The sequence below is a fragment of the Verrucomicrobium sp. GAS474 genome (assembly GCF_900105685.1).
GTDB lineage: Bacteria > Verrucomicrobiota > Verrucomicrobiia > Methylacidiphilales > GAS474 > GAS474.
Window position 1 is genome coordinate 1,237,668 of sequence record NZ_LT629781.1, and the last position, 22,518, is coordinate 1,260,185.

At 68.6% G+C, this 22,518-nt stretch carries 18 protein-coding genes; 12 read left to right on the forward strand and 6 right to left on the reverse strand.

All coding sequences use genetic code 11. From position 1 onward, the window contains the following. Window positions 1-13 precede the first annotated feature (13 nt). Window positions 14-1,966 (reverse strand): GYF domain-containing protein, encoded by a 1,953-nt coding sequence (locus tag BLU04_RS05020; RefSeq protein WP_093283015.1) that lies wholly within the window; start codon window positions 1,964-1,966, stop codon window positions 14-16. 172 nt (window positions 1,967-2,138) lie between these two features. On the opposite strand from BLU04_RS05020, the gene BLU04_RS05025 reads away from it, so the two are divergent. Beyond that, complete coding sequence (locus tag BLU04_RS05025; RefSeq protein WP_093283018.1) at window positions 2,139-3,119, forward strand: tartrate-resistant acid phosphatase type 5 family protein; 981 nt, start codon at window positions 2,139-2,141, stop codon at window positions 3,117-3,119. A gap of 21 nt (window positions 3,120-3,140) precedes the next feature. After that, a complete protein-coding gene (locus BLU04_RS05030) occupies window positions 3,141-3,848 on the forward strand; it encodes a DJ-1/PfpI family protein (RefSeq protein ID WP_093283020.1) in 708 nt (235 codons plus the stop codon). Window positions 3,849-4,109: 261 nt separating this feature from the next. Here BLU04_RS05030 and BLU04_RS05035 read toward each other — a convergent pair whose 3' ends face one another. Continuing rightward, entirely contained in the window at window positions 4,110-4,916 is an 807-nt protein-coding gene (locus BLU04_RS05035) for a sulfite exporter TauE/SafE family protein (protein WP_093283023.1), read from the reverse strand. A gap of 220 nt (window positions 4,917-5,136) precedes the next feature. Between BLU04_RS05035 and BLU04_RS05040 the strand changes: the two genes are divergently transcribed. The 8 genes from BLU04_RS05040 to BLU04_RS05075 all read left to right on the forward strand — a co-directional run bounded on the left by BLU04_RS05040 (window position 5,137) and on the right by BLU04_RS05075 (window position 14,779). Next, entirely contained in the window at window positions 5,137-7,605 is a 2,469-nt protein-coding gene (locus tag BLU04_RS05040) for an ATP-binding protein (protein WP_162274641.1), read from the forward strand. After that, complete coding sequence (locus BLU04_RS05045) at window positions 7,602-7,970, forward strand: response regulator (RefSeq protein WP_093283029.1); 369 nt, start codon at window positions 7,602-7,604, stop codon at window positions 7,968-7,970. The genes BLU04_RS05040 and BLU04_RS05045 overlap by 4 nt, the downstream gene beginning before the upstream one ends. A gap of 302 nt (window positions 7,971-8,272) precedes the next feature. Then, entirely contained in the window at window positions 8,273-10,375 is a 2,103-nt protein-coding gene (locus tag BLU04_RS05050; RefSeq protein ID WP_093283033.1) for an FUSC family protein, read from the forward strand. Beyond that, a complete protein-coding gene (locus BLU04_RS05055) occupies window positions 10,372-10,563 on the forward strand; it encodes a DUF1656 domain-containing protein (protein ID WP_093283036.1) in 192 nt (63 codons plus the stop codon). The genes BLU04_RS05050 and BLU04_RS05055 overlap by 4 nt, the downstream gene beginning before the upstream one ends. A gap of 6 nt (window positions 10,564-10,569) precedes the next feature. Further along, entirely contained in the window at window positions 10,570-11,541 is a 972-nt protein-coding gene (locus BLU04_RS05060; protein WP_093283038.1) for an HlyD family secretion protein, read from the forward strand. 130 nt (window positions 11,542-11,671) lie between these two features. Next, complete coding sequence (locus BLU04_RS05065) at window positions 11,672-12,607, forward strand: CheR family methyltransferase (RefSeq protein WP_093283040.1); 936 nt, start codon at window positions 11,672-11,674, stop codon at window positions 12,605-12,607. After that, complete coding sequence (locus BLU04_RS05070) at window positions 12,604-14,325, forward strand: GAF domain-containing sensor histidine kinase (RefSeq protein ID WP_093283043.1); 1,722 nt, start codon at window positions 12,604-12,606, stop codon at window positions 14,323-14,325. The genes BLU04_RS05065 and BLU04_RS05070 overlap by 4 nt, the downstream gene beginning before the upstream one ends. Before the next feature lie 7 nt (window positions 14,326-14,332). Further along, window positions 14,333-14,779: a response regulator gene (locus tag BLU04_RS05075; protein WP_093283045.1), complete on the forward strand. Its 447-nt coding sequence runs from the start codon at window positions 14,333-14,335 to the stop codon at window positions 14,777-14,779. Here the strand turns inward: BLU04_RS05075 and amrB are convergent. Both amrB and BLU04_RS05085 read right to left on the reverse strand, forming a co-directional pair. After that, window positions 14,757-15,734: an AmmeMemoRadiSam system protein B gene (gene amrB / locus BLU04_RS05080; protein WP_157895137.1), complete on the reverse strand. Its 978-nt coding sequence runs from the start codon at window positions 15,732-15,734 to the stop codon at window positions 14,757-14,759. The genes BLU04_RS05075 and amrB overlap by 23 nt on opposite strands. Before the next feature lie 288 nt (window positions 15,735-16,022). Then, complete coding sequence (locus tag BLU04_RS05085; protein WP_093283050.1) at window positions 16,023-17,330, reverse strand: glucose-1-phosphate adenylyltransferase; 1,308 nt, start codon at window positions 17,328-17,330, stop codon at window positions 16,023-16,025. 149 nt (window positions 17,331-17,479) lie between these two features. On the opposite strand from BLU04_RS05085, the gene glmS reads away from it, so the two are divergent. After that, entirely contained in the window at window positions 17,480-19,321 is a 1,842-nt protein-coding gene (glmS, locus tag BLU04_RS05090; protein WP_093283051.1) for a glutamine--fructose-6-phosphate transaminase (isomerizing), read from the forward strand. 304 nt (window positions 19,322-19,625) lie between these two features. Here glmS and BLU04_RS05095 read toward each other — a convergent pair whose 3' ends face one another. Both BLU04_RS05095 and BLU04_RS05100 read right to left on the reverse strand, forming a co-directional pair. Then, window positions 19,626-20,156 carry a hypothetical protein gene (locus BLU04_RS05095; protein ID WP_093283053.1) on the reverse strand — a complete coding sequence of 177 codons (531 nt, stop codon included), beginning with the start codon at window positions 20,154-20,156 and terminating at the stop codon, window positions 19,626-19,628. Window positions 20,157-20,200: 44 nt separating this feature from the next. After that, on the reverse strand, window positions 20,201-21,109 hold the full coding sequence (locus tag BLU04_RS05100) for a LysR family transcriptional regulator (protein ID WP_093283055.1): 909 nt from the start codon (window positions 21,107-21,109) through the stop codon (window positions 20,201-20,203). 203 nt (window positions 21,110-21,312) lie between these two features. On the opposite strand from BLU04_RS05100, the gene BLU04_RS05105 reads away from it, so the two are divergent. Beyond that, a complete protein-coding gene (locus BLU04_RS05105) occupies window positions 21,313-22,491 on the forward strand; it encodes a CmpA/NrtA family ABC transporter substrate-binding protein (RefSeq protein ID WP_162274642.1) in 1,179 nt (392 codons plus the stop codon). The last annotated feature ends 27 nt before the right edge of the window (window positions 22,492-22,518 follow it).

Sequence of the window (22,518 nt, forward strand, 5' to 3'; positions counted from 1 at the left end):
CGAGGGGGGCGGCTTACGCCTGCTCTTCGGGCGCGGCCTCTTCGGCGGCGTATTCGCCTTCGGCGTAGCCTTCCTCGCCTTCGGCGGCACCCTCTTCGCCCTCGGCTCCCTCGGCGGTCTCGTCGACGGCGCGGCGGAGGCGGAGGGGGATGTCGTTGATGTCCTTGACGGTGAGGACTTCGGAGAGGTCGGCGATGAGGGTGGTGACGCTGACGAGGCGGGTCTTGAGGGTCTTATTCTGGCCGGAGAGCTCCTTGTGGGCGTCGGTGGCGGCCTGGCTGACGTCGGCGATGTCCCCCTGGAGGGTCGAGACCTTCGCGCGGAGCTGGTCGGCGTCGGTGACGGCGAATTCGAGGCGGCTCTTGAGGGCCTTCTGCTCGCGCGTCCACGCCTTCTGCTCGGCGACGTTCGACTGGACGGCGTCCTCGAGCTTCGTCTCGAGCTCGGTGATCTTCGCCCGGAACTTGGAGGAATCGGTCACCATGTCGGTGAGGCTGTTCTTCAGGAGGCGGTTCTCGTCGCTGAGGGCGGTCTTTTCCTTCGTGGCGGCCTCGGTGGCGGCGGAGAGCTGCCCCTGGAGGGAGGCGATCTTCTCGCGGTGCTGGTCGAGGTCGGCGCCGAGGGAGACGGCCTTTTCCTGGCCGCGCTTGATCTGCTCGTCGAGGAGCGCCGTCGCCCGCTGGTGGGCCTCGACGTTGTCGGAAATGGTCTTCTGGAGGTCGTTGATCTTGGCGCGGGACTTGTCGAGCTCCGCGTTGGCCTCGCCGAGGCGGACGGAAAGCTGGCGGATCTCGTCGCCGAGGGCGGCCTTTTCCTGGACGGTCTTGGCGAGCTGCGCCTCGATGGCGCCGGTCTTCGCCTTGACGCTCTCGATTTCGCTTTCGGCGGCGGCGAGGGTCCCCTTCGCGGTGGCGGCGTCCTTCTCGGACTCCTCGGCGCGGGCCTTCGCCTTGAGGAAGTCGGCCTCCAGGAGCTTGGCCTTCTCGGTCGCCCCGGCGAGGTCGACGCCGATCCGCTCCTTTTCCTTGGCCAGCTCCTCGTGCTTCGCCTCGACCTCGGTCAGGCGGAGGCGGAGCTTGTCGGTCTCGCCCTTCTGGCGCGCGGCTTCCTCTTTCTGGCGTTCGGCCTCGGCCTTGTGCTTGTCGATCTCGGCCTTGATGGTGTCGACCTCGACCTTCAGCTTGCCCGCCTCGGCCTTGACCGTGTCGGTCTCGGCCCGGACGCGGCCCAGTTCGGTCTTCGCGCTTTCGGCCTCGGCCTTGAACTTCGTCGTCTCGGTGTGGAGGGCGGTGAGCTCGCTCTTCAGCTGGATCGTTTCCGCGGGGACGGCGGCCGGCGCGGCGGGAGCGGCGGCGATGGGGGCGGGGGCGGGAGCCGCAATCGGAGCCGGAGCGGAAGCGGGCGCCGGGGCTGCCGCCAGGGGCGGCGGGAGCGGGGCCGCCGGTGCGGGCGCCGGGGCCGGGGTGGGAGGCATGGGTGCCGCCGCTTTCGGGGGGACGGGGATCGCCGCCGTGGGGGCGGGAACCTTCGGGGCCGAGGTGGCGGAGGCGAGGCCGGGAGGAAGCGGTTTCGCCGGGGCCGGGGTCAGGGTGACGCCGGGGGGAAGGGGCTTCGCCGTCGGAATCCCCGCCGTCGGCGGGGCGGGGGGCGCGGGAGGCTTCGGCGCGCCGGGGGCGATGGGAGCGGCAGGGACGCCGGGAATGCCGGGCGGCTTCGGCACGAGGGGGGCCGGGGCGGGCGCGGGAACCGGAGCGGTTGCGGCTGCGGGAGTCGAGACCGGGATGGCGGCGGTACCGGCCTTCGGGGCGGTTACCCCGGCAATCTTCACCACGGGAACCCACTCGGACAGCCCTTCGTGCCAGGCCTTCGCCGTCGGCTTGAGCGTCCCGGAGGCGAGCTGGTCGTTGAGTTGATCAGGGGTAAAGGGTCCGGTGTGCTGGCCTTTTTTGGCGACGTAGATATTCATGAACTTCCGTAGGGTTCGATTCCGGCGATTCCTGCAATTAAAACAGTAAAAACCAGACTCGTAAACAAGAACTGTGGGGGAGTTTTAAGGGGAGAAAGGCGGTTTGAATCGGTTCCGGCCGATCTCCTTCCTCCCCATTGCTTCGATTGACCGATAGGGCTACAGTGGGGGGATGGAGACGACCCGACGCGCTTTCGTCCGCACGCTCTTCGTCGCCACCGCCGCCGGGACCGTCCTGCCCCATCTTCCCGCCTTCGCCGCCGAAGCGCCGGTCTCTTCCCCTGCGGAAACGGCCTTCCGCTTCTTCGCCGTCGGCGATTGGGGCCGGGGAGGGGAGCCGAGCCAGGCCGCCGTCGCCCTCCGGATGGGGGAGCTGGCGGCGCGGGAGCCGGTCCGCTGCGTCTTCGCCCTCGGCGACAACTTCTACGAGGACGGCGTTGCCTCGGCCGACGATCCCCAGTGGCAGACCTCGTTCGAGAAGGTCTACGCCGCCCCCTCCCTCCAGGTGCCGTGGTACGCGATCCTCGGGAACCACGACTACCATACGGAGCCCGAGGCCGAGATCGCCTACGGCCTGCGGAACGGACGCTGGCGGATGCCCCGACGTTACTACGTCCAAGGCTTCCCCCTCGACCCGGCGGGGAAGGCCCGGGCCGATTTCTTCTTCGTCGACACGAGTCCGATGATCCGGGACTACCACGGCTCGACCCACCTCCGCCTCGGGACCAACACGCGCGGGCAGGACGTCGACGCCCAGGTCGCGTGGCTCCGGGAGGCGCTGCGGAAGTCGGACGCGGCGTGGAAGATCGTCGTCGGCCACCATCCGCTCTACTCCGGCGGCCTCCACGACACCGACCAGCTCGACGTCCGCGCGCGGCTCCTCCCCGTCTTCCGGGAGGGGGGCGTCCGCGCCTACTTCTGCGGCCACGACCACGACCTCCAGCACCTTTCCTCCGAGGGGATCGAGCACTTCGTCTCGGGCGGCGGCTCGACGGTGCGCGACGTCGAGAGGACGAAGGAATCGCTCTTCGCCGAGAAAGTCTCCGGCTTCGCCTCGGTCGCGCTCACGGCGGAGACCCTCTGCCTCGCCTACGTCGACCTCCACGGGAAGACGATCTACCGCGCCGTCCTCCCCCGGATCGTCCCGGCCTGACCTCCCTCTCCACCCCTCCTTATGTCCCAACATCCCCCCGATCCCCTGACCATCGTCGGCCTCGTCTTCCCCAAGATCGAGCAGCTCGACTTCACCGGCCCCTTCGGCGTCCTCGCCCGGCTCCCCCAGTCGACCTTCCACATCGTCGGGAAGACCGGCGAGCCGGTGGCCGACAGCCGGGGCTTCATCCTCACGCCGAACTGCTCCTACGCCTCGGCCCCGCCCGCCGACATCCTCCTCCTCCCCGGCGGCCCCGGCCAGAACGCCCTCATGGAGGACGAGGAGACCCTCGACTTCATCCGGCGTCAGGCGGCGGGGGCGAAGTACGTCTTCACCGTCTGCACCGGCGCCCTCCTCCTCGGCGCGGCGGGGCTGCTGAAGGGCGTCCGGGCGACGACCCATTGGGCCTTCCTCGACACCCTGAAATATTACGGCGCGATCCCCGTCGACGAGCGGACCGTCATCGACGGCGCGGTCGTCAGCGCCGCCGGGATCACGGCGGGGATCGACGCCGGGCTCCAGGTCGCCGCCCTCCTGCGCGGGGAGCGGGTGGCGAAGGGGATCCAGCTCGGGATGGCCTACTCCCCGCAGCCCCCCTTCCGCAGCGGCACCCCCTCCGAGGCCCCGCCCGAGATCGTCGAGCACTACCGCACCGCGATGGCCGGAATCATCGCGGAGCGGCGGGAGATCGCGGAGCGAATCGCCAAGCGGCTCGGCGTGGCGGTTTAGGGTGAGGCGGTATTCAAAGGGTTCGCGAAGTGGAGGAGAGTGCCCTTCGGGACTGGGTACAGACCCGGTACAGGTGGGTGTAATCCGCGCGTTTAAAGATGCAAGAGGGGCTGCGCCCCTCCTGCACCTCCCCCTCTGATAGGCCTGAACTGGACAACTGTTTCTCTTAAAGTGGTACCACGTGATGTGACCACTATCCGCTAGTTCCCCGCGGCGCTTGGGAGGAATCACGCGTCCGTGGGCTGGGGGGAGTTCGGGTCCTTATCTCCACAGCAGCTTCAGCGCTGCGAGCACGGAGAGCCATAGCGCCCCCTGCTCGAAGGCCTTCTGCGGGATCTTTGCCGCGATGCGGCGGCCCAGCCAGAGGCCGAGGGCGACGAGGGGGGCGAGGGCGGCGGCGAAGAGGAGGGAGTGGCCGGTGATGAGGCCCATCTTCGCGCTGAACGGGACCTTGCAGAGATTGGTGATGAGGAAGAGCCACGCGATGCTCCCCACCATCTCCCATTTCGGGAGCCGGAGGCTGAGGAAGTAGAGCGTCGAGACCGGCCCGGCGGCGTTCGCCAGCATGGTGGTGACCCCGGTGAGGACGCCCATCCCGCGCCCGTAATGATGGGAGGCGACGACCTGGTCGAGGCGGTTGCCGGTGTTGTCCCGGATCAGCTGGAGGGCGGCGAGGCCGAGGGTGAGCCAGCCGATGAGGGGCCGGTAGAGGGTCTCGGGAATCCGGTCCATCAGGAGGAAGCCGAGGACGACGCCGAGGAGGGTCGGCGGGAGGAGGCGGCGGATGAGGTCCCACCGGGCGTCGTGCCGGAAGAGGAAGAGACAGGCCCCGATGTCGCCGACGATGAGGAGCGGCAGGACGAAGCCGGTCGAGACCTTCGCCGGGAGGAGGAGGGCGAAGAGGATCGCGGTGAAGATCCCGATGCCGGGCAACCCCCCTTTGTTCAAGCCGATGAAGAGCGCCCCCGCGGCGGCGAGGGCCCACGTCCCCGCGCCCCAGGCGAAGTGGTCGGGAACGTCGGAAGAGGCCGCCTGCGCGAGGAAAAGGGAAAAACCGGAAGCGATCATGCAAAAGACGGTGTAGCGTAGGCGATCCTGCCAGCCGCTTCCCGCGAGGCAATCCCTCCGGGAAAAAAGGGGAGGCGCATGGCGTGCCGGGATTCCCCCGGTTGAAGATGGGTAATTCTGATCAGACGGGGGAAAAAGGTGTCCGATCGGGGGGATTTTTGCGAGAATGGAGAATCAATCGATATCGACTCAAGGGAGACATCGGAACGTGACACTGCGAATGAAACCGATCCCCTCTTCCCTTTCCACCTGGCTCCCCTCGGCGCGCATGGCGCGGCTGCGGGAGGAGGCCAAGCGGTGGATCCCCTTCGGCGGCGGTGTGGCAAGCCTCGTCATCGGCCTCTTCTTCCTGGCCGCCTGGCATGCCTCGGGCGAGGGGATCTTCCACCGGTTCCCGCTGGCCCCGATGAAGTACAACACGGCGCTCTGCCTCGGCTTCTGCGGCGCGGCGCTCGCGTTCCTCGGGCTGCGGCGCGACGGCCGCCCCGCCCCGTGGGTCGGCTGGCTCGGCTGGCTCGTCGTCGGGATCGGGGCGCTCTCGGCGCTCGAATACCTCTTGGGCCGGGACTTCGGAATCGACCGCGCGGTCTTCGACGCCCCCGACCTCCCGGGCGAGCTCTTTCCCGACCGGATGTCCCTCCTCACCGCCGTCTGCTTCGTCCTTCTCGGCGCCGCCCTCGGCCTCTGCGGTCGGCCTATCTCCAGCCTGTCGCCCCGGCGCTACGCCACCGTCGGCATCCTGAGCTGCATCGTCGGGGTTGTCGTCAGCATGAGCCTCGTCGGCTATCTCTTCGGGATCAAGCCGACGACCGGCTGGGGCGTCTACGCCCGGATGTCGGGCTACGCCACGCTGGCGCTCTTCCTCTGCAGCGGCGGCCTCCTCGTCTGGGCGGGCCGGGGCGCGCGGCGGATCGGCCACGACTTTATCCGGTGGCTCCCGGCGACGGGCTCGCTGACGCTGATGGCGATGATCGCGCTGATCTGCGCCACCGGCTTCGCGCAGCTGCAGGATTCGTTCAAGATCCGCCGCCACAGCAACGAGGTCCTCACCGTCGCCCAGACCTTCCGGGCCGACATCTTCGACATCCAGCGCGGCATGCGGGGCTACGCCCTCACCGGGCAGCCCGCCCTCCAGGAAATCTACCTGCAGGGGGCGGAACACGCCGAGGAGCACCTGGGGAAGCTCACCCTGCTGGTGGGGGACAACCCCGGCCAATTGCAGCGCCTCGCGCCGATCCCCGGCGAGCTGGCCGAGATGATCGCCTACGCGAAGCGGATGATCGCGGTCCGGGACCGGGAGGGGATCTCCGGGATCGTCCGCCTCGAGTCGGACGGCGTCGGCTTCCACGCGATCAACCGGTTCCTGGCCGACATGAAGCTCTTCACCGACGAGGAAAACCGCCTCCTCGTCGAGCGGCGGACGGAGGGCGAGGGCCACTTCCAGCAGACGGTCCACCTCCTCCTCTTCGGCTGCGCGATGGCGGCGGCGCTGCTGGTGCTGGCCCACGCCCTCACCGACCGCGAGGCGCGCCGCCGCCGCCAGACCGAGGACGCGCTGCGGACCGTCTCGGAGCGGTTCGCCCTCGCCGCCGACGCCTCCCAGACCGGCGTCTGGGACCTCGACCTCCGGACGCGGCGCGTCATGTGGGACAGGCGGATGTTCGCGATCTACGGCTGCCCGGAGCGCGAGGGGATGCCCCTCGACCGGGACGAATGGGCGAGCCGGGTCGTCCCCGAGGACCTCGACGCGACCATGGCCGGGATGCGCCGGGTGATCGAGGAGAAGGGCCGGGGCGACACCGAGTTCCGCATCCGCCTCCCCGACGGCACCGTCCGCCACATCTACATGGCCGAGGCGGTCCGCCTCGACGCCGCGGGCAACGTCACCAACCTCATCGGGGTGAACATCGACGTCACCGAGCGGAAGCGGATGGAACTCGCCCTCCACGAGAAGAACGTCGAGCTGGAGAACGCGGCGGCGGCGAAGAACCGCTTCCTCGCGAACATGTCGCACGAGCTGCGGACGCCGCTCAACTGCATCATCGGCTTCTCGGAACTCCTCGTCGACGGCCTCCCCGGCGAGGTGAACGAGGAGCAGAGGGAGTATCTGGGGGACATCCTCACGAGCAGCAACCACCTCCTCCAGCTGATCAACGACGTCCTCGACCTGGCGAAGGTCGAGTCGGGGAAGATCGACCTCGCGCCCGAGACCTTCTCCCTCCCCGAGGCGATCGAGCGGGTCCGCTCCGTCGTCTATCCGATCGTCCGCAAGAAGCGGATCGAACTCACCTCGTCGATCGCCCCCGGCCTCGATAAGGTGACCCTCGATCCCCGGAAATTCCGGCAGGTCCTCTACAACCTCCTCTCGAACGCGGTGAAGTTCACCCCTGCCGACGGGTGCGTCGACATCGGGATCGCCCTCGCCGGGGACGACCGCTTCACCCTCGTCGTCCGCGACACCGGGATCGGCATCCGCCCCGAGAACGTCCCCCGGCTTTTCCGGGAATTCGAGCAGCTCGACGACAGCTATTCCCGCTCCTACCAGGGGACCGGCCTCGGCCTCGCCCTCACCCGGAAGATCGTCGAGATGCAGGGCGGGACGATTACCGTGGAAAGCGTTTTTGGCCGGGGAAGTTCCTTTATTGTCACCCTGCCCCGGGTTATGAAGGGGGAAAATCCGACCTCATGAGCCTCACCATCCTCATCGTCGAGAACCAGGACGCCGACGCGAAGCTGATCCGTTCGGTCTTCGAGCGCGGCGGCTACACCGTCCTCCGCGCCCGGAGCGCCGAGGAGGCCCTCGCGCTGGCCGTGGAGAAGCAACCCGACGTGATCGTGACCGACCTCGACCTGCCCGGGATGGACGGCGTGACGATGACCCAGATGCTTCACCGGAAACCGGAGACCCGGACGATCCCCGTCATCGCCGTCACCGCCTACCCCGATTACTTCCCCGACACCCGGGCAAGCAAAACGTGCTTCGCCTCCTACGTGGTAAAACCGATTAACACCCGCTCCCTAGCCCAAACCGTCGCCTCAGTCTGCGGAAAGTGAGCCCGCACATAGGAGTCCGGGCGTATTGGCCCTGTCTCCCCCCGCACCCGTACCCTCGGGCGTACCGGAACCATCCGATTTTAATCCAGTTCGGAGACGAGGCGCCGCCCAAGCGCGTCCGCCTAGATCAGGCCCTCCGAAGGGGAGGTTCGAGGAGGGGCAAAGCCCCTCTTGGGCTATAAAGCGGGTCGCCTCCAGCTGTACAGGGTCGACCCCGCAAGCCCCGAAGGGCCGCCCGGCCCCCCGGCTCCAGCCCCGCCCCCACCCTTGCCCAACCCCCCAATCCCCCCTACCCTCCCCCCATGCCCCCGGGCCGGCCCGCCTTCCTCTTCCAACCCATCCCCGGAGCCTACGGCTTCGCCGCGCGGACCGCATTGTCCGCCGTCGGCGCGCTCTACGCGGCCTACGCCCTCCAGTTGGAGAGCCCCTATTGGGCGGCGACGACGGCGTTGATCGTCGCCAATCCGGTCTACGGCCAGATCGTCTCGAAGAGTCTCTACCGCCTCGCCGGGACGGTGGTCGGCGGGGCCGTCTCGGTGGCGTTGGCGGGGCTCTTCGCCCAGACGCCGGAGCTCTTCCTCCTCGCCCTCGCCCTCTGGGTCGGCCTCTGCCTCGGGGTCGCCAGCCTCCTGCGGAACTTCGCCTCCTACGGCGCGATCCTGGCCGGGTACAGCACGGCGATCATCGCCCTCGCCGTCGTCCCGCAGAGCCCCCTCCAGACGTTCGACATCGCGATGGCCCGCGGGGCGGCGATCTTCGTCGGGATCGCCTCGGCGGCGCTCGTCGCGGGCCTCCTCAAGCCGGGCGGGGCCTCGCGGAACATGGAGCTCCGCGTCCGCTGGCTCTTCGGCGAGGCGGCGGCGCTCCTCGGGGAACTCCGCGAGGGCGACGTGATGACGGGGCTCAAGCCCCGCCGCCGGAGCCTCGCCGGGGAGGTGCTGAAGCTCGACTCGCTCGTCACCTTCGCCGCCTCGGAATCGGAGCGGGTGCGGAACCAGAGGGAAGAGCTCTTCGGCGTCGCCGCCGCCCTCCTCCACGCGGTGACCGGCCTCGGCGGCGTCCTCTTTTCCCTCCACCACCTCCGCCAGCTTCCGGCCGGGGAGCAGGCCGCCGCCTCGGCGCGGGCGACGACGGCGCTGGAGGAGGCCGAGGCGGCGGCGCTCGACCTCGCCCACTTCGCCGAGGGCGGGCCGCTCCCCGATTACGGCCCGGCGCGGGAGCGCCTCGTCGCCCTCGCCTTCCGGGCGCGCGAGGAGGGGGCGACGCCCGCCCTTCCGATCTTCATCCACCGGCTGCGGGAGACCCTGGAAGCGCTCCAGACCGCCGCCGAGGCCTGGGCCGACTGGCGCTCCGGCCGGGCCATCGATCCGGCGCTCCGAGCCGGGCTCGACTTCCACCGGGACCTCCCCGGAGCGATCCGCACCGGCGTCTACGGCATGGCGGCGGTCCTCCTCTCCGGCGGTTTCTGGATCGCGACGGCGTGGTCGTCGGGCGCGACGATGGTGACGATGACCATCATCGCCTGCTGCCTCGCCTGGGTCCAGAAGACGCCCGAGGCCTTCGTCCGCGCCTTCTTCATCGGGACGCTGATCGCGGTGCCGATCTGCGGCCTCCTCCTCTTCGGCCTGATGGCGAAGGTCGAGGGCTTCGTCCCCCTCGCCGTGATCCTGGGGCTCCCCGTCGCCGTCGGGGCGCTCGCGATGAGCTCGACCGCGCCGACCGTCGCCGGGATCGGGACGATCTTCCTGACGCTGATCATGACGCTGACCGCGCCGCGCAACCCGATGAGCTACGACTTCGGCGGCTTCCTGGAGAACGCCTTCGCGACGGCGGCGGGCATCCTCTTCGCCTGGGTCTGCGCCCTCCTCCTCCGCAGCCCCGATCCGCGCCGCCGCGCGGGCCGCTGCATCCGCAACGTCTGCGGAGAGGTCGAGGCCCTCGCCTCGGCCCGGAATCGGGACCTCCCCTCGCGGGCCGTCTGGGAAAGCCGGACCTACCACCGCCTCCTCGAGTCGATGCCCCACCTGGAGACCCGGGAGGAGGAGACCCGCGTCCTCGACAGCGCCTTCGCCGCCCTTCAGATCGGGGCCTCGGTGATCGACCTCCGCCATCTTGCGGCAGCGGGAGCGGAGGAAGAGGCGGCGCCGCGCTGGCGGGAGGCGATCGACGGGGCCCTCGACCGTCTCCGCCATCTCGGCACCGATGCCGGGGAGGCGGCGGAGGGGGCGCGCCGCGTCGCCGCGTTCCTGCTGGAGGGGCTCCCCCCGGCGGAGAACGGGAGCCGGGAGAAACTCTTCCGCGTCCGCACCGCGGCCTCCCTGGAGGGGATCTGGCTCCTGCTGGCCGACCAGGAGGAAGTCTTCCATCGGGTGCGGCAAGAGGCTATGACGGGAGTCCGGTCATGATGAAAGAATGGAACATCGGCGGCGTCTTCCTCGCCCCCATCGTCGGCTACCTCGTGGCGGCGATCGCCCTCTACCTCGGGACCCGCTCCCTTTTCCTGCGCGACATCGAGCGCCGGGTCTGGCATCCCTCGCTCTTCAAGCTCTCCGTCTTCATCATCCTCCTCACCGTCATCGTCCTTCTTTTTTAACATCGCATGAAAGCACTCTGGAATACGTGGAAGGCCAAGGCGGAGCTTTTCTGGAGCCGCCTCGACGAGCCGCAACGCCGCCGCTGCCGGACGGGGGCCGTCGTCGCCCTCGCCGCGCTCTCCCTCTGGGTGTTGTGGAACCATTACATGCTCTCCCCGTGGACCCGCGACGGGCGGGTCCGGGCCGAGGTGGTGAAGGTCGCCCCCGAGGTCTCCGGCACCGTCGCCGAGGTCCGGGTCGCCGACAATCAGTTCGTCCACAAGGGCGACGTCCTCTTCGTCGTCGATCCCGCCCGCTTCCAGCTCGCGCTGGCCCAGGCCGAGGCGGCGGTGGCGCTCCGCGAGGCCGACTTCAAGACGAAGGATTCCCAGGCCCGCCGCCGCGTCGAGCTCTCCCAGGCCCAGGCGAAGGCGATCTCCCAGGACGAGATGCAGACCTACCAGGCCCTCGCCGACATGGCCTCCGCCGCCTACGACCAGGCGGTCGCCGACCGGGGCGTCGCTCGGCTCAACATGGAGCGTTCCGTCCTTGTCTCCCCCGTCAACGGCTACGTGACGAACCTCACCCTCCGCCCGGGCGACTTCGCCCCGGCGGGCGCGCCGCAGCTCTCGATCGTCGACAGCGATTCCTTCTACGTCGTCGGCTACTTCGAGGAAACGAAGCTCCGCCGCATCCGGGACCGCGCCCGGGTCGCGATCCATCTCATGCAGGGCGGCCCCGGCCTCGACGGCCACGTGGAAGGCGTCAGCCGGGGCATCACCGACCTCAACGCCGCCCCCGCCTCCGAGGGCCTCGCCAACGTGAACCCGGTCTTCACCTGGGTCCGCCTCGCCCAGCGCATCCCGGTGCGGATCGCGATCGACCGCGTCCCCGAGGGGGTCCGCATCGTCTCGGGCCTCACCTGCACGCTGACGGTCGACGAATGGCGGCGGCCCCTTCCTCCTTCCCCGCCCCCGGCGGACGAAGGCGGGAAGTAGGGGAATCCCCTTCTCCCGACGGCCAGGTCGTCGACGAGGCCGGGCCGGAAAGTCGCCGGGTGTAGCCAACTGGTGCCGCACCCTGCTGCGGACTTGTTATCCTCGGCGGTTTCCCTGATGATGACCCTCCGTGCAGGACCTCTCCCACATCTGCTTCCTTGGTGTCGATGGCGGTGTCGATGGCGCCGCTATCGACACCGCCGCGCCGGGCCGTCGGCGGGCACGGTGGACTTCCGGTGCGGCGCTGGTCTCCCGCCGCCGGGAGCAGGCTGAGGTCGAGGCCGATCCCTTCCTGATCTGGCTCCTCGAACGCTTCGACCTCGAGGCCGCCGCCTACCGCGCCCCGGCGCTCCAGCGGCGGCTCGCCGCCTGCCTGAGGCAGCTCCGGGTTCCCTCGGGGGCCGATGCCCGGGCGCTCCTCGTCCGCCGTCCCGACCTCGCCCCGAAGGCCCTCGGCGCGGTCCTGATCGGGATGAGCGGCTTCTTCCGCGACCGCCCCGTCTTCGACGCCCTGCGGGACCTCGCCCTTCCCGCGCTTTTGGACGATTGTGCCGATCGGGCCGACCGATCCGGGATCGGCGTCTGCAGCGTCGGCGCTTCCGACGGGCAGGAGCTCTATTCGGTCGCCTTCCTCCTTCACGAGCTCGGGGCGCTCTCCGACGCCGGCCGCCTCGTCGGCATCGATCGCCGGAGCGAGGCGGTCGAGCGGGCCCGCCGGGGGATCTACGAGGCGCGGGAAGTCGCCCCGCTCGAGCCCGCCGTCCGGGACCGCTTCTTCGTCGGGAAAGAGAACCGCTTCCGGGTCCGCGACGAGATCGCGCGGCGGCTCGAATGGCGGATCGGGAACGCCCTCCATCCCCGCCGGGACGAGTCATGGGACCTCATCCTCTTCCGCAACGTCTCCATCTACCTCACCGACGCCGCCGCGACCGCCGCGTGGACGGCGCTCCACGCCCAGCTGAATCCCGGCGGCTTCCTCGTCACCGGCAAGGCCGAGATCCCGCCGCCCCATTTGGCGCTCCAGAAAATCGCCCCCTCCCTCTATCGCAAAGGAATCCGTCCATGATCGCTCCCGCTCCCGTTGCCGCTTCCGCCTCCTCCGCCCGGTTCACGCGGGCCGACGCGATCTCGATCGCCCTCTTCGTCGTCACCGTCGGCCTGATGGGGTACATCCGGCTCTACCTCTTCGAGTACCGGTCGGTCTCCCTGACCTACGCCCTGCCGATGCTCCTCTGCCTCTGGCACAAGGACCGCCGCCTGCTCTGGGCGATGGCCGCGGCCTTCGCGGCGATGAGCACCTACAAGACCTGGGTCATCCTCGCCCCCGTCGACACGAACGACTGGATCCAGTGGGCGATGCAGATGGCGAACCTCGTCATCATCGGCGCGGTCCTCCACAAGATGATCGCCCAGACCGCCGTCCTCCGGCGGGCGAACGAGGAGCTCGTCGCCCGCGAGGAGGAGATCAGCAGCCAAAACGAGGAGATGCACACCCAGAGCGAGGAGCTGGCCCAGCAGAACGAGGAGATGCAGCAGCAGGGCGAGGAACTCCAGACCTTCGCGACCCAGCTGGAGCGGCGGGAGGCGATGCTCCACATGCTCCTCCAGTCCCTCACCACGCCCGAGGGGGACCTCGCCGTGCTGAAGCGGATCTGCGACTCGGCCCTCGGCATCCTCGACGGCGCGGCGGCGACGGCGGCGATCATCGAGAAGGTCGGCGACCAGCTGATCGTCCGCGCCCACGCCGGCGACCCGATCCCCGAGGACCCGATCCCCTACGCCCATTCCTTCGCCGCCGTCGTGATGGAAGAGAACCGCGTCGCCTTCGTCGCCGACCTCGCCGACCGCCCCGACCTCCGGCTCCAGAGCGCCGGGGCGCGCTCGATCCTCGCCGCCCCGCTCCACAGCCACGGCAGGCCGATCGGCGCGGTGAAGTTCTTCTCCTCCTCGCCCCGCCCGTGGACCTCCGACCAGTTCCGCGTCATCGAGTGGGTCGCGGCCCAGTCCTCCCTGATCCTCGAGATCGTCCGGCTCCACGAGGAGCTCTCCCGGGCGAACACGGGCCTCGAGACGCTGGTGCGGGTCCGCACGGCGAAGCTCCACGAGCTCGTCGAGGAGCTGGAACACTTCTCCTACACCATCACCCACGACATGCGCGCCCCGCTCCGCGCGATGCAGGGATTCTCCGAGATCCTCTGCGAGGCCGAGGGCCTCACCCAGCAGGACCGGAACGATTACCTGGGCCGGATCATCACCGCCGCCAGCCGGATGGACCGGCTGATCACCGACGCCCTCAGCTACAACAAGGCCGTCCGCGAGGAGCTGATCCTCGAGGCGATCGATCCCGCCCGCCTCCTGCGCGAGATGATCGAATCCTATCCCGAGTTCCACCCCATGCGGCTGAAGGTGACGATCGGGGGGCCGCTCCCCGCCGTCCGGGCGAACGCGGCGGGCCTCACCCAGTGCTTCTCCAACCTCCTGGCGAACGGGGCGAAATTCGTCATCAAGGACCGCTTCCCCGAGATCCGGGTCGACGCCGGGCCGGGCGAGACGGAGGGGACCGTCCGGCTCCGGTTCGCCGACAACGGCATCGGCATCGCGCCCGAGATGATCCCGAAGATCTTCGGCATGTTCCACCGCGGCAGCCGCGAGTACGAGGGGACCGGCGTCGGCCTGGCGCTGGTGCGGAAAGTCGTCGAGCGGATGGGCGGCAAGGTCGGCGTCGAGTCGAAGCCGGGCGAGGGAAGCCTCTTCTGGATCGAGCTGAGCCGGGCGGAAGCGTAGGCGCGATATGGAGAATCCCTTTGTCTTGTACGTCGAGGACGAGCCCGACGACGTCGTCTTCATGCGCCTCGCCTTCAAGAAGGTCGGGGCCGACGAGCGCCTCCACGTCCTCGACGACGGGCAGAAGGCGATCGATTACCTGCGGGAGGCCGCGCGGGCCGGACGGCCCCCCGCGCTGATCCTCCTCGACCTCAACCTGCCGACCGTCTCCGGCTTCGACGTCCTGATCTGGATCCGCAACCAGGAGCGCCTCCGCCATCTCCCCGTCCTCATCTTCTCCTCCTCGGGCCGGATCGAGGACCGGGTCCGCGCGAAGGACCTGGGGGCCGACGATTACGCCCTGAAGCCGATGTCCCTCGCCCACTTCGTCGGCCTGGCGGAGGAGATCGTGCGGCAATGGCTGAAGCCGAAGGCCGACGCGGCGCCCCCGGTCACTCCGCCCAGCCGCTCGTGAAGGTGACCGCCGAGGCGTCGGCCTCGGTGTGCCACTGCTCGTAATGGGTCCGCCGGAGCCGGAGGCCGGGGCCGAAGACTTTCATCATCAGCGTCAGCGCCCCGACGCCGTCGAAGTAACGGGCGTTCCGGTCCTTCCCCAGGTGGGCGAAGAAGGCGGCCAGGTCGCCCTGCTCCACCGTCTGCCACAGCTCCTCCTCCCACGCCGCGCAGGCGCGGAGCCGCCCGGGGCCGACGCGGTAGGCGTGGTCGAAACGGGGGCCGATGTGGCAGCCGTCGATGCTGACGATCACCTGGACCTTCCGCCCCGGCCCGAGAGTTCCGAGGAGGTGGCGGAGCGCGTCGGCCAGCCGGTCGGCGGAGGAGCCGGGAGCCGGGGGGAGCCCCGCCGCGACCTCGGGAAACATCCCCCCGCAGAGGACCGGGATGAACGAGAAGGGACGGTCGATCCCGCGCAGCTTCCGCAGCGCCTGGAGGAGGACGAGGGGGAACTCGATCGAATGCTCGCCGACGTGGGCCGCCGCCTCGCCGAGCGGCAGGGGCGGCCCCGACTGCTGGGTGTGGGCGACGATCCCGAGGAGTTCCGGGACCGCCGTCGGGATCGTGCCGAGGGGCGTCGCGTAGTCGCGCCCGTCGAGGCTCCACGGCAGCCCCGCCCGGTGGCCGACGCCGACGATCACGTAGCAATCGGCCTCGGCGGGCCGCCGCACCCACGGCGCGAAGGCATGGCCGTAGGCCCGCCCGCTGACGCGGAAATCGATATGGGGGGTGACGATCAGCCGGGGCGCGGGGAGGGAGGCCTCCGCGTCGGGCTCCCACGGTGCCAGGCCCTCCTCGCCGCCGGGATGGGCGAAGAAGGAGCGGAAATATTCAAGACACGCGTCGGCCTGGCGCGGATAACAGACCCCGGCACATCGCGCGGAAAGGAGGAGGGGATTGCGCTGGGAAGTGCTCACCAGAAATGATCGTGCCTTCTTCGTCGAGTGAGACAAGCCGCTTCGGTTCCGCCAGCACTGGGACGGGTGGTTCCTCCCAAGCGGACAAGGGAACTAGCGGACATGCTCTACCCGAAGCGGACAGCCTAATGCGGCACCGCTCCGAACAGTTCAGGCCTATCTGACGGGGAGGTCCAGGAGGGGCGAAGCCCCTCTTGCGTCGTCTAACCCGTGCGGAGCGCCTCCAGCTGTACCGGGTCTCTGCCCGATCCCGAAGGAGTGCCCACCGCCCTCTTCGCGACCCCCTGATCAGATCACCGCCCCGTGGGGGATGACAGCGTCCTTCGGGATGACGACGATGCCGTCGCGGATGTAGTAGTTCTCCGCGTCGAAGTTCGTCGGCTTTCCCTCGGGGGAGATCACGACGTTGTCGCCGATGCGGGCGTTCTTGTCGATGATCGCGCGCTCGATCTTCGTGTTGTAGCCGATGCCGACGCGCGGCAGCCCCTTCGACACGCTCTCGGCGGCCTGCGGCTCCTCCTCGTAGAAGTCCTGTCCCATGATGATGCAGTTCTTCACCACCGCGCCGTTGTTGATCCGGCTCCGGATGCCGATGAGGCACCGCTCCACCGTGGCGTCGAGGATGATCGAGCCGTCGCCGATCACGGCGCGGTCGATCTTGCTGTTCGAGATCTTCGTCGCCGGGAGGTAGCGGGCGTGGGTGTAGATCGGGGAGAGGGAATCGTAGAAGTTGAACTTCGGGACCGCCTCGCAGAGGTCGAGGTTCGCGTCGAAGAACGCCTTGATCGTCCCGATGTCCTCCCAGTAGCCCTGGTAGAGGTGGGACTGGACCCGGTGGCTCTTGATCAGCGTCGGGATGATGTCCTTGCCGAAGTCGGTCTCGGTCCCGGCCAGCGCCTCCTTCAGGACGCTCCGGTTGAAGACGTAGATGCCCATCGAGGCGAGGTAGAGGGGATCGTTCGAGGGGGTGTTGTTCTTCCGCAGGAACTCGTCGCTGAGGCGGAGCTGGTCGAGGACGACGGGGTCCTTCGGCTTCTCGACGAAGCGGGTGATCTTGCTCGACTGGTCGATCTCGAGGATGCCGAAGCCGGTCGCGTCACTCCGCCCGACGGGGATCGCGGCGACCGTCACGTCGGCCTTGGAGCGGACGTGCTGGTCGATCAGGCGGCGGAAATCCATCCGGAAGAGCTGGTCGCCGGAGAGGATCAGGACGAGGTCGTGGGCGTGGTTCTCGAAGTGGCGGAGGTTCTGCCGCACCGCGTCGGCCGTCCCCTGGTACCACGTCGCCCCCTTCGGGGTCTGCTGCGCCGCCATGATCTCGACGAAGCCCCCGGAGTAGTCGTCGAAGCGGTAGCTCTGCTGGATGTGCCGGTGGAGGGAGCTGCTGTTGAACTGCGTCAGGACGAAGATACGGTGAAAACCCGAGTTGATGCAGAGGCTGATCGGGATATCGACCAGGCGATACTTCCCGGCGAGCGGCACCGCCGGCTTCGAGCGGTCCTTCGTCAACGGGAAGAGCCGGGTTCCCGCGCCGCCTCCCATGATAATCGCCAGAACATCACGTGAGGCCACCGTCGCGCAGGGAAGAGAATCCATAAAAGGTACAGTTCATCATAAAGAAAACATCGTCAAATAGTCAACGCAAGCGACGCAACATATAAGGATGGTCGCCGTGCGATTATCGGGGACAATCGTGCAAGAGAACCTTGCATCGGGGCGGAAACGGCTCATAAGCTAGCCCCCTCATGTGCGGCATTGTTGCTTACCTCGGCGAAAAAGAAGCGCAACCCCTTCTCCTTGACGGCCTTCGGCGTCTGGAATACCGGGGGTACGATTCGAGCGGGATCGCCACCCTCGACCACGGCGTCCTGAAGATCGCCAAAAAGAAGGGCCACGTCCAGGCCCTCGCCACCCACCTTTCCTCCACCCCCATCGGCGGGAAAATCGGCATCAGCCACACCCGCTGGGCCACCCACGGCGCCGCCAGCGACGCCAACGCCCATCCCCACACCGACCAATCGGGCCGCCTCGCCATCGTCCACAACGGCGTCGTCGAGAACTACCTCGCGCTCAAGCACCGCCTCACCGCCCTCGGCCACACCTTCAAGTCCGAGACCGACACCGAGATCCTCGCCCACCTCATCGGCCACTACTACGACGCCTGCAACGAGCCCGACCGCCTCCTGAAGGCCGTCCGCGCCGCCCTGCGCGAAGTCTCCGGCACCTACGGCATCGCCGTCCTCCACCAGGACCATCCCGGCCTCCTCGTCGGCGCGCGGCGCGGCAGCCCCCTCCTCATCGGCATCGCCAAGGACGGCCACTTCTTCACCAGCGACGTCATGGCCATCGGCGGCCACGCCGGGCAGGTCATCGAGCTGAAGGACGGCGACATCGCCACCATCACGGCCGACACCCACGCCGTCACCACCATCGACGGCGGCGACGCCGACTTCATCGTGAAGCAGGTCGAGGCCTCCGAGGCCATCTCCGAGCTCGGCTCCTTCCCCCACTACATGCTGAAGGAAGTCTTCGACCAGCCCCAGGCCCTCCGCGACGCCTTCCGCGGCCGCCTCGACCGCGAGGCCTCCACCGTGAAGCTCGGCGGCCTCCGCATGACCTCCGAGGAACTGCGCCGCATCGAGCGCATCGTCATCGTCGGCTGCGGCACCGCCCGCCACTCCGGCCTCGTCGGCGAATACCTCATCGAGACCCTCGCCAACCTCCCCGTCGAGGTCGAATACGCCAGCGAGTTCCGCTACCGGAACACCCCGATGGACCCCCGCACCCTCGTCTTCGCCGTCAGCCAGTCCGGCGAGACCCTCGACACCCTCGGCGCCCTCCGCGAGGCCCAGCGCAAGGGCTACCGCGCCCTCGGCATCTGCAACCGCGTCGGCAGCACCATGCCCCGCGAGAGCGACGGCGGCGTCTACATGCACGCCGGCCCCGAGATCGGCGTCGCCGCGACGAAGTCGTTCACCAGCCAGGTCATGATCTTCACCCTCATTGCCCTGCTGCTGGGGCGGATGCGCTACCTCTCCGCCGCGCAGGGCCAGGAACTCATCGACGGCATCGAGGCCCTTCCCGGCCTCGTCGAGAAACTCCTCGCCCAGAACGACGCCATCAAGAAAGTCGCCGAGAAATACCACAAGGTCCGCAGCATGATCTTCCTGGGCCGCCTCCACCACGTCCCCGTCGCCATGGAAGGGGCGCTGAAGATGAAGGAGATCACCTACATCAACGCCGAGGGCTACCCCGCCGCCGAGCTCAAGCACGGCATCATCGCCCTCATCGACGAGGAGACCCCCACCGTCCTCATCTGCCCGAAGGACTCCGTCTACGACAAGAACGCCAGCACCCTCCAGGAAATCAAGGCCCGCAAGGGCCCCGTCATCGCCGTCGCCACCGAGGGCGACACCCAGATCGGCACCCTCGCCGACGACGTCCTCTACATCCCCGACGCCCCCGAGATCCTCCAGCCCATCCTCGCCTCCATCCCCCTCCAGCTCTTCGCCTACCACTGCGCCGTCTTGCTGGGGCGCGATGTCGATAAGCCTAGGAATTTGGCGAAGAGTGTTACGGTGGAGTAGGGGGGAGCGGCCCTTCGGGACCTGCGCGGTCAACCCTGTACAGCTGGAGGCGATCCGCTTTAACGCCACAGAGGGGCTTCGCCCCTCCGTGACCTCCCCTCCTAAGGGCCTTAACTCGGCGTACGCGTTCCCCCTGCGCCTCATCTCCTAACTGGATTAAAATCCGCTGCTTCCCGGAGCGTCCGAGGGTACGGATTGCGGGGGTAGACGGGACCCCTGCGCCCAGACTCCTATTGGGAGATGTATCGATGGGAGGGTGATCCTTCGGTTCCGCGAGCACTCGGACACGTGATTGCGCCCTCTCTTACGGCTCCAGAAACGTCGGGGTCCGCGTCGGGAGGTGGGTGAGGGGGACGTCGATGGGGAAGGTCTCGACGGTGCCGTCGAGGTGGTAGACGAAGTAGGTGGGGGAGAGTTTTTTCTGTTTCCCGAGGACGTAGCGGACGTACCCGGCGCGGGAGACGAAGAGGACGGTGTCGCGGGGGTCGGCCTCGGAGGTGTTCGCGAGGACGAGGCCGAAGAGGAGGGGGTAGTCCTTGATGTTGATGTAGCCCTTGTCCTGGAGGGCGGTGAGGTAGTCGTGGGTGGTCTTCGCGCCGCTCTCGGCGGGGTAGCCGATGCCGCCGGGGGTGCGGTCGGTGCCGGCGGTGGCGATGGCGGTGTAGAGGGTCTTCGCGGTCGAGACGGTGATGGCCATCCGCGCCCGCTCGATCTGGCGGGGCATGATCCAGAGGGAGCCGCCGATGACGGCGACGAAGGCGACGAGGAAGCCGACGAGGATGAGGCGGGAGCGGGTCCGGCTTTCGGGATCGGTGTTCGGGGTCAGGGTGTCCATGGAGGGGGGCGGGTTCCCCACCATCGCCCCGGTACGGGTCCCGATCAAGTACCGAAGTTCTCGGTGACGGTCTTGCAGAGGCCGATGAAGGTCTCGTGGGCGAGGCTGAGGCGCTGGCTCTTGCGGAGGAGGATGCCCCACTGGCGGCGGAGCTTCTTTTTCCCGAGGGGGATGGCGACGAGGGAGCCCTCCTCCAGTTCCTTCCGGATGGCCCAGGGGGCGAGGATGCTGACGCCGAGGCCGAGCTTCACCAGCTCCTTGATGGCCTCGACGCTGCCGAGTTCCATCGAGACGGGGAGGGACATCTTCTCGGCGCGGAAGTATTCCTCGATGGCGGCGATGACGTAGCTGTTCTTGGAGTAGAGGATGAAACGCTGCTCGTGGAGGGTCTCGCGGTCGAGGTGGCCGAGCTTGGCCCACGGATGGAGGGAGCTGACGGCGCAGACGAGCTCGTCGACGAAGAGAGGGCGGAACTCGACGGCGGTCTTGTCCCGGGGCTCGAGGCCGATGGCGAAGTCGACGCGGCCCTCGCGCAGGAGGTCGAGGAGGGCGGAGGTGTCCCCCGGCTCGATCTGGACGGCGCAGTGGGGGAAGCTCTCCTTGAACTCGCGGAGGACGCCCGGAAGGATGTACTGGCAGGCCGTCGTCGTGACGCCGACCTGGATCCGTCCGTGGCCCCACCGGTTGAGCTGCCCGAGGCGCTCCCGCGCGACGGCCATCTCGGCGACGATCTTGTCGGCATGGACGAGGAGTTCCTCCCCCGCCGGGGTGAGGCGGACGCTCCGTCCGGTCCGCTCGAAGAGGCGGCAGGCCAGGTCTTCCTCCAGCGCCTTCAGGGAGTGGCTGACCGCCGATTGGGAAAGGTGGAGCTCCCGTCCCGTGCGGGTGAACGACCCGGTGCGGGCGAGGGTGACGAAGGCGCGGATCTGACGGCTATCGAGGGGGGCGGACATGGGGGGGGAACGTGGGGGGCGACTCTAGGGGACTCGAAAGGGGTGCGGGACGATCCTCCGGCACCGGCTCCGAAGTTCGACCTTTTTTGCCCGGAAAACAATGAAAAAAAGGAATGCCAAAGAGAAATAGAATGAATGGTTTTTATGAAAAACGGAAACGATCAGGCATCGAAAACGCTTGTACCCCTTGCAGAAGCCCATTCATGAAAGAGCGCAAAAACAGCCCCGCGAATCTCCCCCCGAAGTCGAGCCCCGCCGTCCCGCCCGCGCCGGACAAGAAGAAGAAACCGGCGCTCTCGCTCTCGATCCAGGCGTCGGTCGCCGCCTCGGCCGGGGTGAGCCGCCCGCTCTCTCCCGCGCTCCGCATCGGCTTCGTCCCGCTCTGCGACGCCGCGCCGATCATCATGGCGAAGGAACTCGGCCTCTACGAGAAGTACGGCCTGCGGGTCGAGCTCTCCCGCGAGCCGGGCTGGGCGACGATCCGGGACAAGCTCATCTACCGGGAGCTCGACGCCGCCCACGCCTGCGCCCCGATGACCCTCTCGACGACGCTCGGCCTCGGCTCGATCGCGATGCCGTGCGTCACCGGCCTCGTCCTCAGCCTGAACGGCAACGCCATCGTCCTCTCGACCGCCCTCCGCCGCGCGGGGGTCGAGGACGGCGAGACGCTGCGCGCCTATCTGAAGGAGCGTTCGGGCCCGCCCCTCGTCCTCGGCGTTCCCTTCTATTACTCCTCCCACCATTTCCTCCTCCGCCTCTGGCTGAAGACCCACCGGATCGACCTCGACCGGGACGTCCAGATCGCCGTCGTCCCGCCGCCGCAGATGACCGACAATCTCCGCCTGGGCCATCTCGACGGCTACTGCGTCGCCGGGCCGTGGCCCTCGACGGCGATCGCCGATGGCCTCGGCTGGTGCGCCGCCCTCGGCGCCGAGATCGCCCCCGACCACCCGGACAAGATCCTGATGGTGCGGGAGGAATTCGCCGACAGCCGCGCCGCCGAGCACCAGGCCCTGATCCTCGCCCTCCTCGAGGCGTGCCGCATCTGCGACATGCCGGAGCACCGGGAGCGGGTCTTCGAGACCCTCGCCCAGCCCCGCTACGTCAACGCCTCGATCCTGGCGCTCCGGCACAGCTTCTCCGGCTCCTTCGACATCGGGAAGGGCGGATCGGGCCTCCCCCGGACGGCGCTCTACCACTTCTTCGGCCGCGCGATCAACGAGCCGAGCGGGAGCAAGGCGGCGTGGCTCCTCGCCCGCCTGAACCAGATCTCGGCCCGCCCCCACCTCCCCGGGATCAGCACCCAGTGCTTCCGCGGCGACATCTATCACGAGGCCCTCGGCGCGTTGCCGAAGGAGCTGAAGACCGAGCTGGCCGTCTAGTTCTCCCCGCCGCCGTCCTCTCCCAGC

Excerpts from the sequence above, each read along its gene's own strand:
- BLU04_RS05085 (WP_093283050.1), bottom strand. The coding sequence starts at position 17,330 with ATGGATTCTCTTCCCTGCGCGACGGTGGCCTCACGTGATGTTCTGGCG.
- BLU04_RS05025 (WP_093283018.1), top strand. The coding sequence starts at position 2,139 with ATGGAGACGACCCGACGCGCTTTCGTCCGCACGCTCTTCGTCGCCACC.
- BLU04_RS05045 (WP_093283029.1), top strand. The coding sequence starts at position 7,602 with ATGAGCCTCACCATCCTCATCGTCGAGAACCAGGACGCCGACGCGAAG.
- BLU04_RS05105 (WP_162274642.1), top strand. The coding sequence starts at position 21,313 with ATGAAAGAGCGCAAAAACAGCCCCGCGAATCTCCCCCCGAAGTCGAGC.
- BLU04_RS05040 (WP_162274641.1), top strand. The coding sequence starts at position 5,137 with ATGAAACCGATCCCCTCTTCCCTTTCCACCTGGCTCCCCTCGGCGCGC.
- BLU04_RS05060 (WP_093283038.1), top strand. The coding sequence starts at position 10,570 with ATGAAAGCACTCTGGAATACGTGGAAGGCCAAGGCGGAGCTTTTCTGG.
- BLU04_RS05075 (WP_093283045.1), top strand. The coding sequence starts at position 14,333 with ATGGAGAATCCCTTTGTCTTGTACGTCGAGGACGAGCCCGACGACGTC.
- BLU04_RS05070 (WP_093283043.1), top strand. The coding sequence starts at position 12,604 with ATGATCGCTCCCGCTCCCGTTGCCGCTTCCGCCTCCTCCGCCCGGTTC.
- BLU04_RS05050 (WP_093283033.1), top strand. The coding sequence starts at position 8,273 with ATGCCCCCGGGCCGGCCCGCCTTCCTCTTCCAACCCATCCCCGGAGCC.
- BLU04_RS05035 (WP_093283023.1), bottom strand. The coding sequence starts at position 4,916 with ATGATCGCTTCCGGTTTTTCCCTTTTCCTCGCGCAGGCGGCCTCTTCC.
- BLU04_RS05020 (WP_093283015.1), bottom strand. The coding sequence starts at position 1,966 with ATGAATATCTACGTCGCCAAAAAAGGCCAGCACACCGGACCCTTTACC.
- BLU04_RS05030 (WP_093283020.1), top strand. The coding sequence starts at position 3,141 with ATGTCCCAACATCCCCCCGATCCCCTGACCATCGTCGGCCTCGTCTTC.
- BLU04_RS05100 (WP_093283055.1), bottom strand. The coding sequence starts at position 21,109 with ATGTCCGCCCCCCTCGATAGCCGTCAGATCCGCGCCTTCGTCACCCTC.
- glmS (WP_093283051.1), top strand. The coding sequence starts at position 17,480 with ATGTGCGGCATTGTTGCTTACCTCGGCGAAAAAGAAGCGCAACCCCTT.
- BLU04_RS05095 (WP_093283053.1), bottom strand. The coding sequence starts at position 20,156 with ATGGACACCCTGACCCCGAACACCGATCCCGAAAGCCGGACCCGCTCC.
- BLU04_RS05055 (WP_093283036.1), top strand. The coding sequence starts at position 10,372 with ATGATGAAAGAATGGAACATCGGCGGCGTCTTCCTCGCCCCCATCGTC.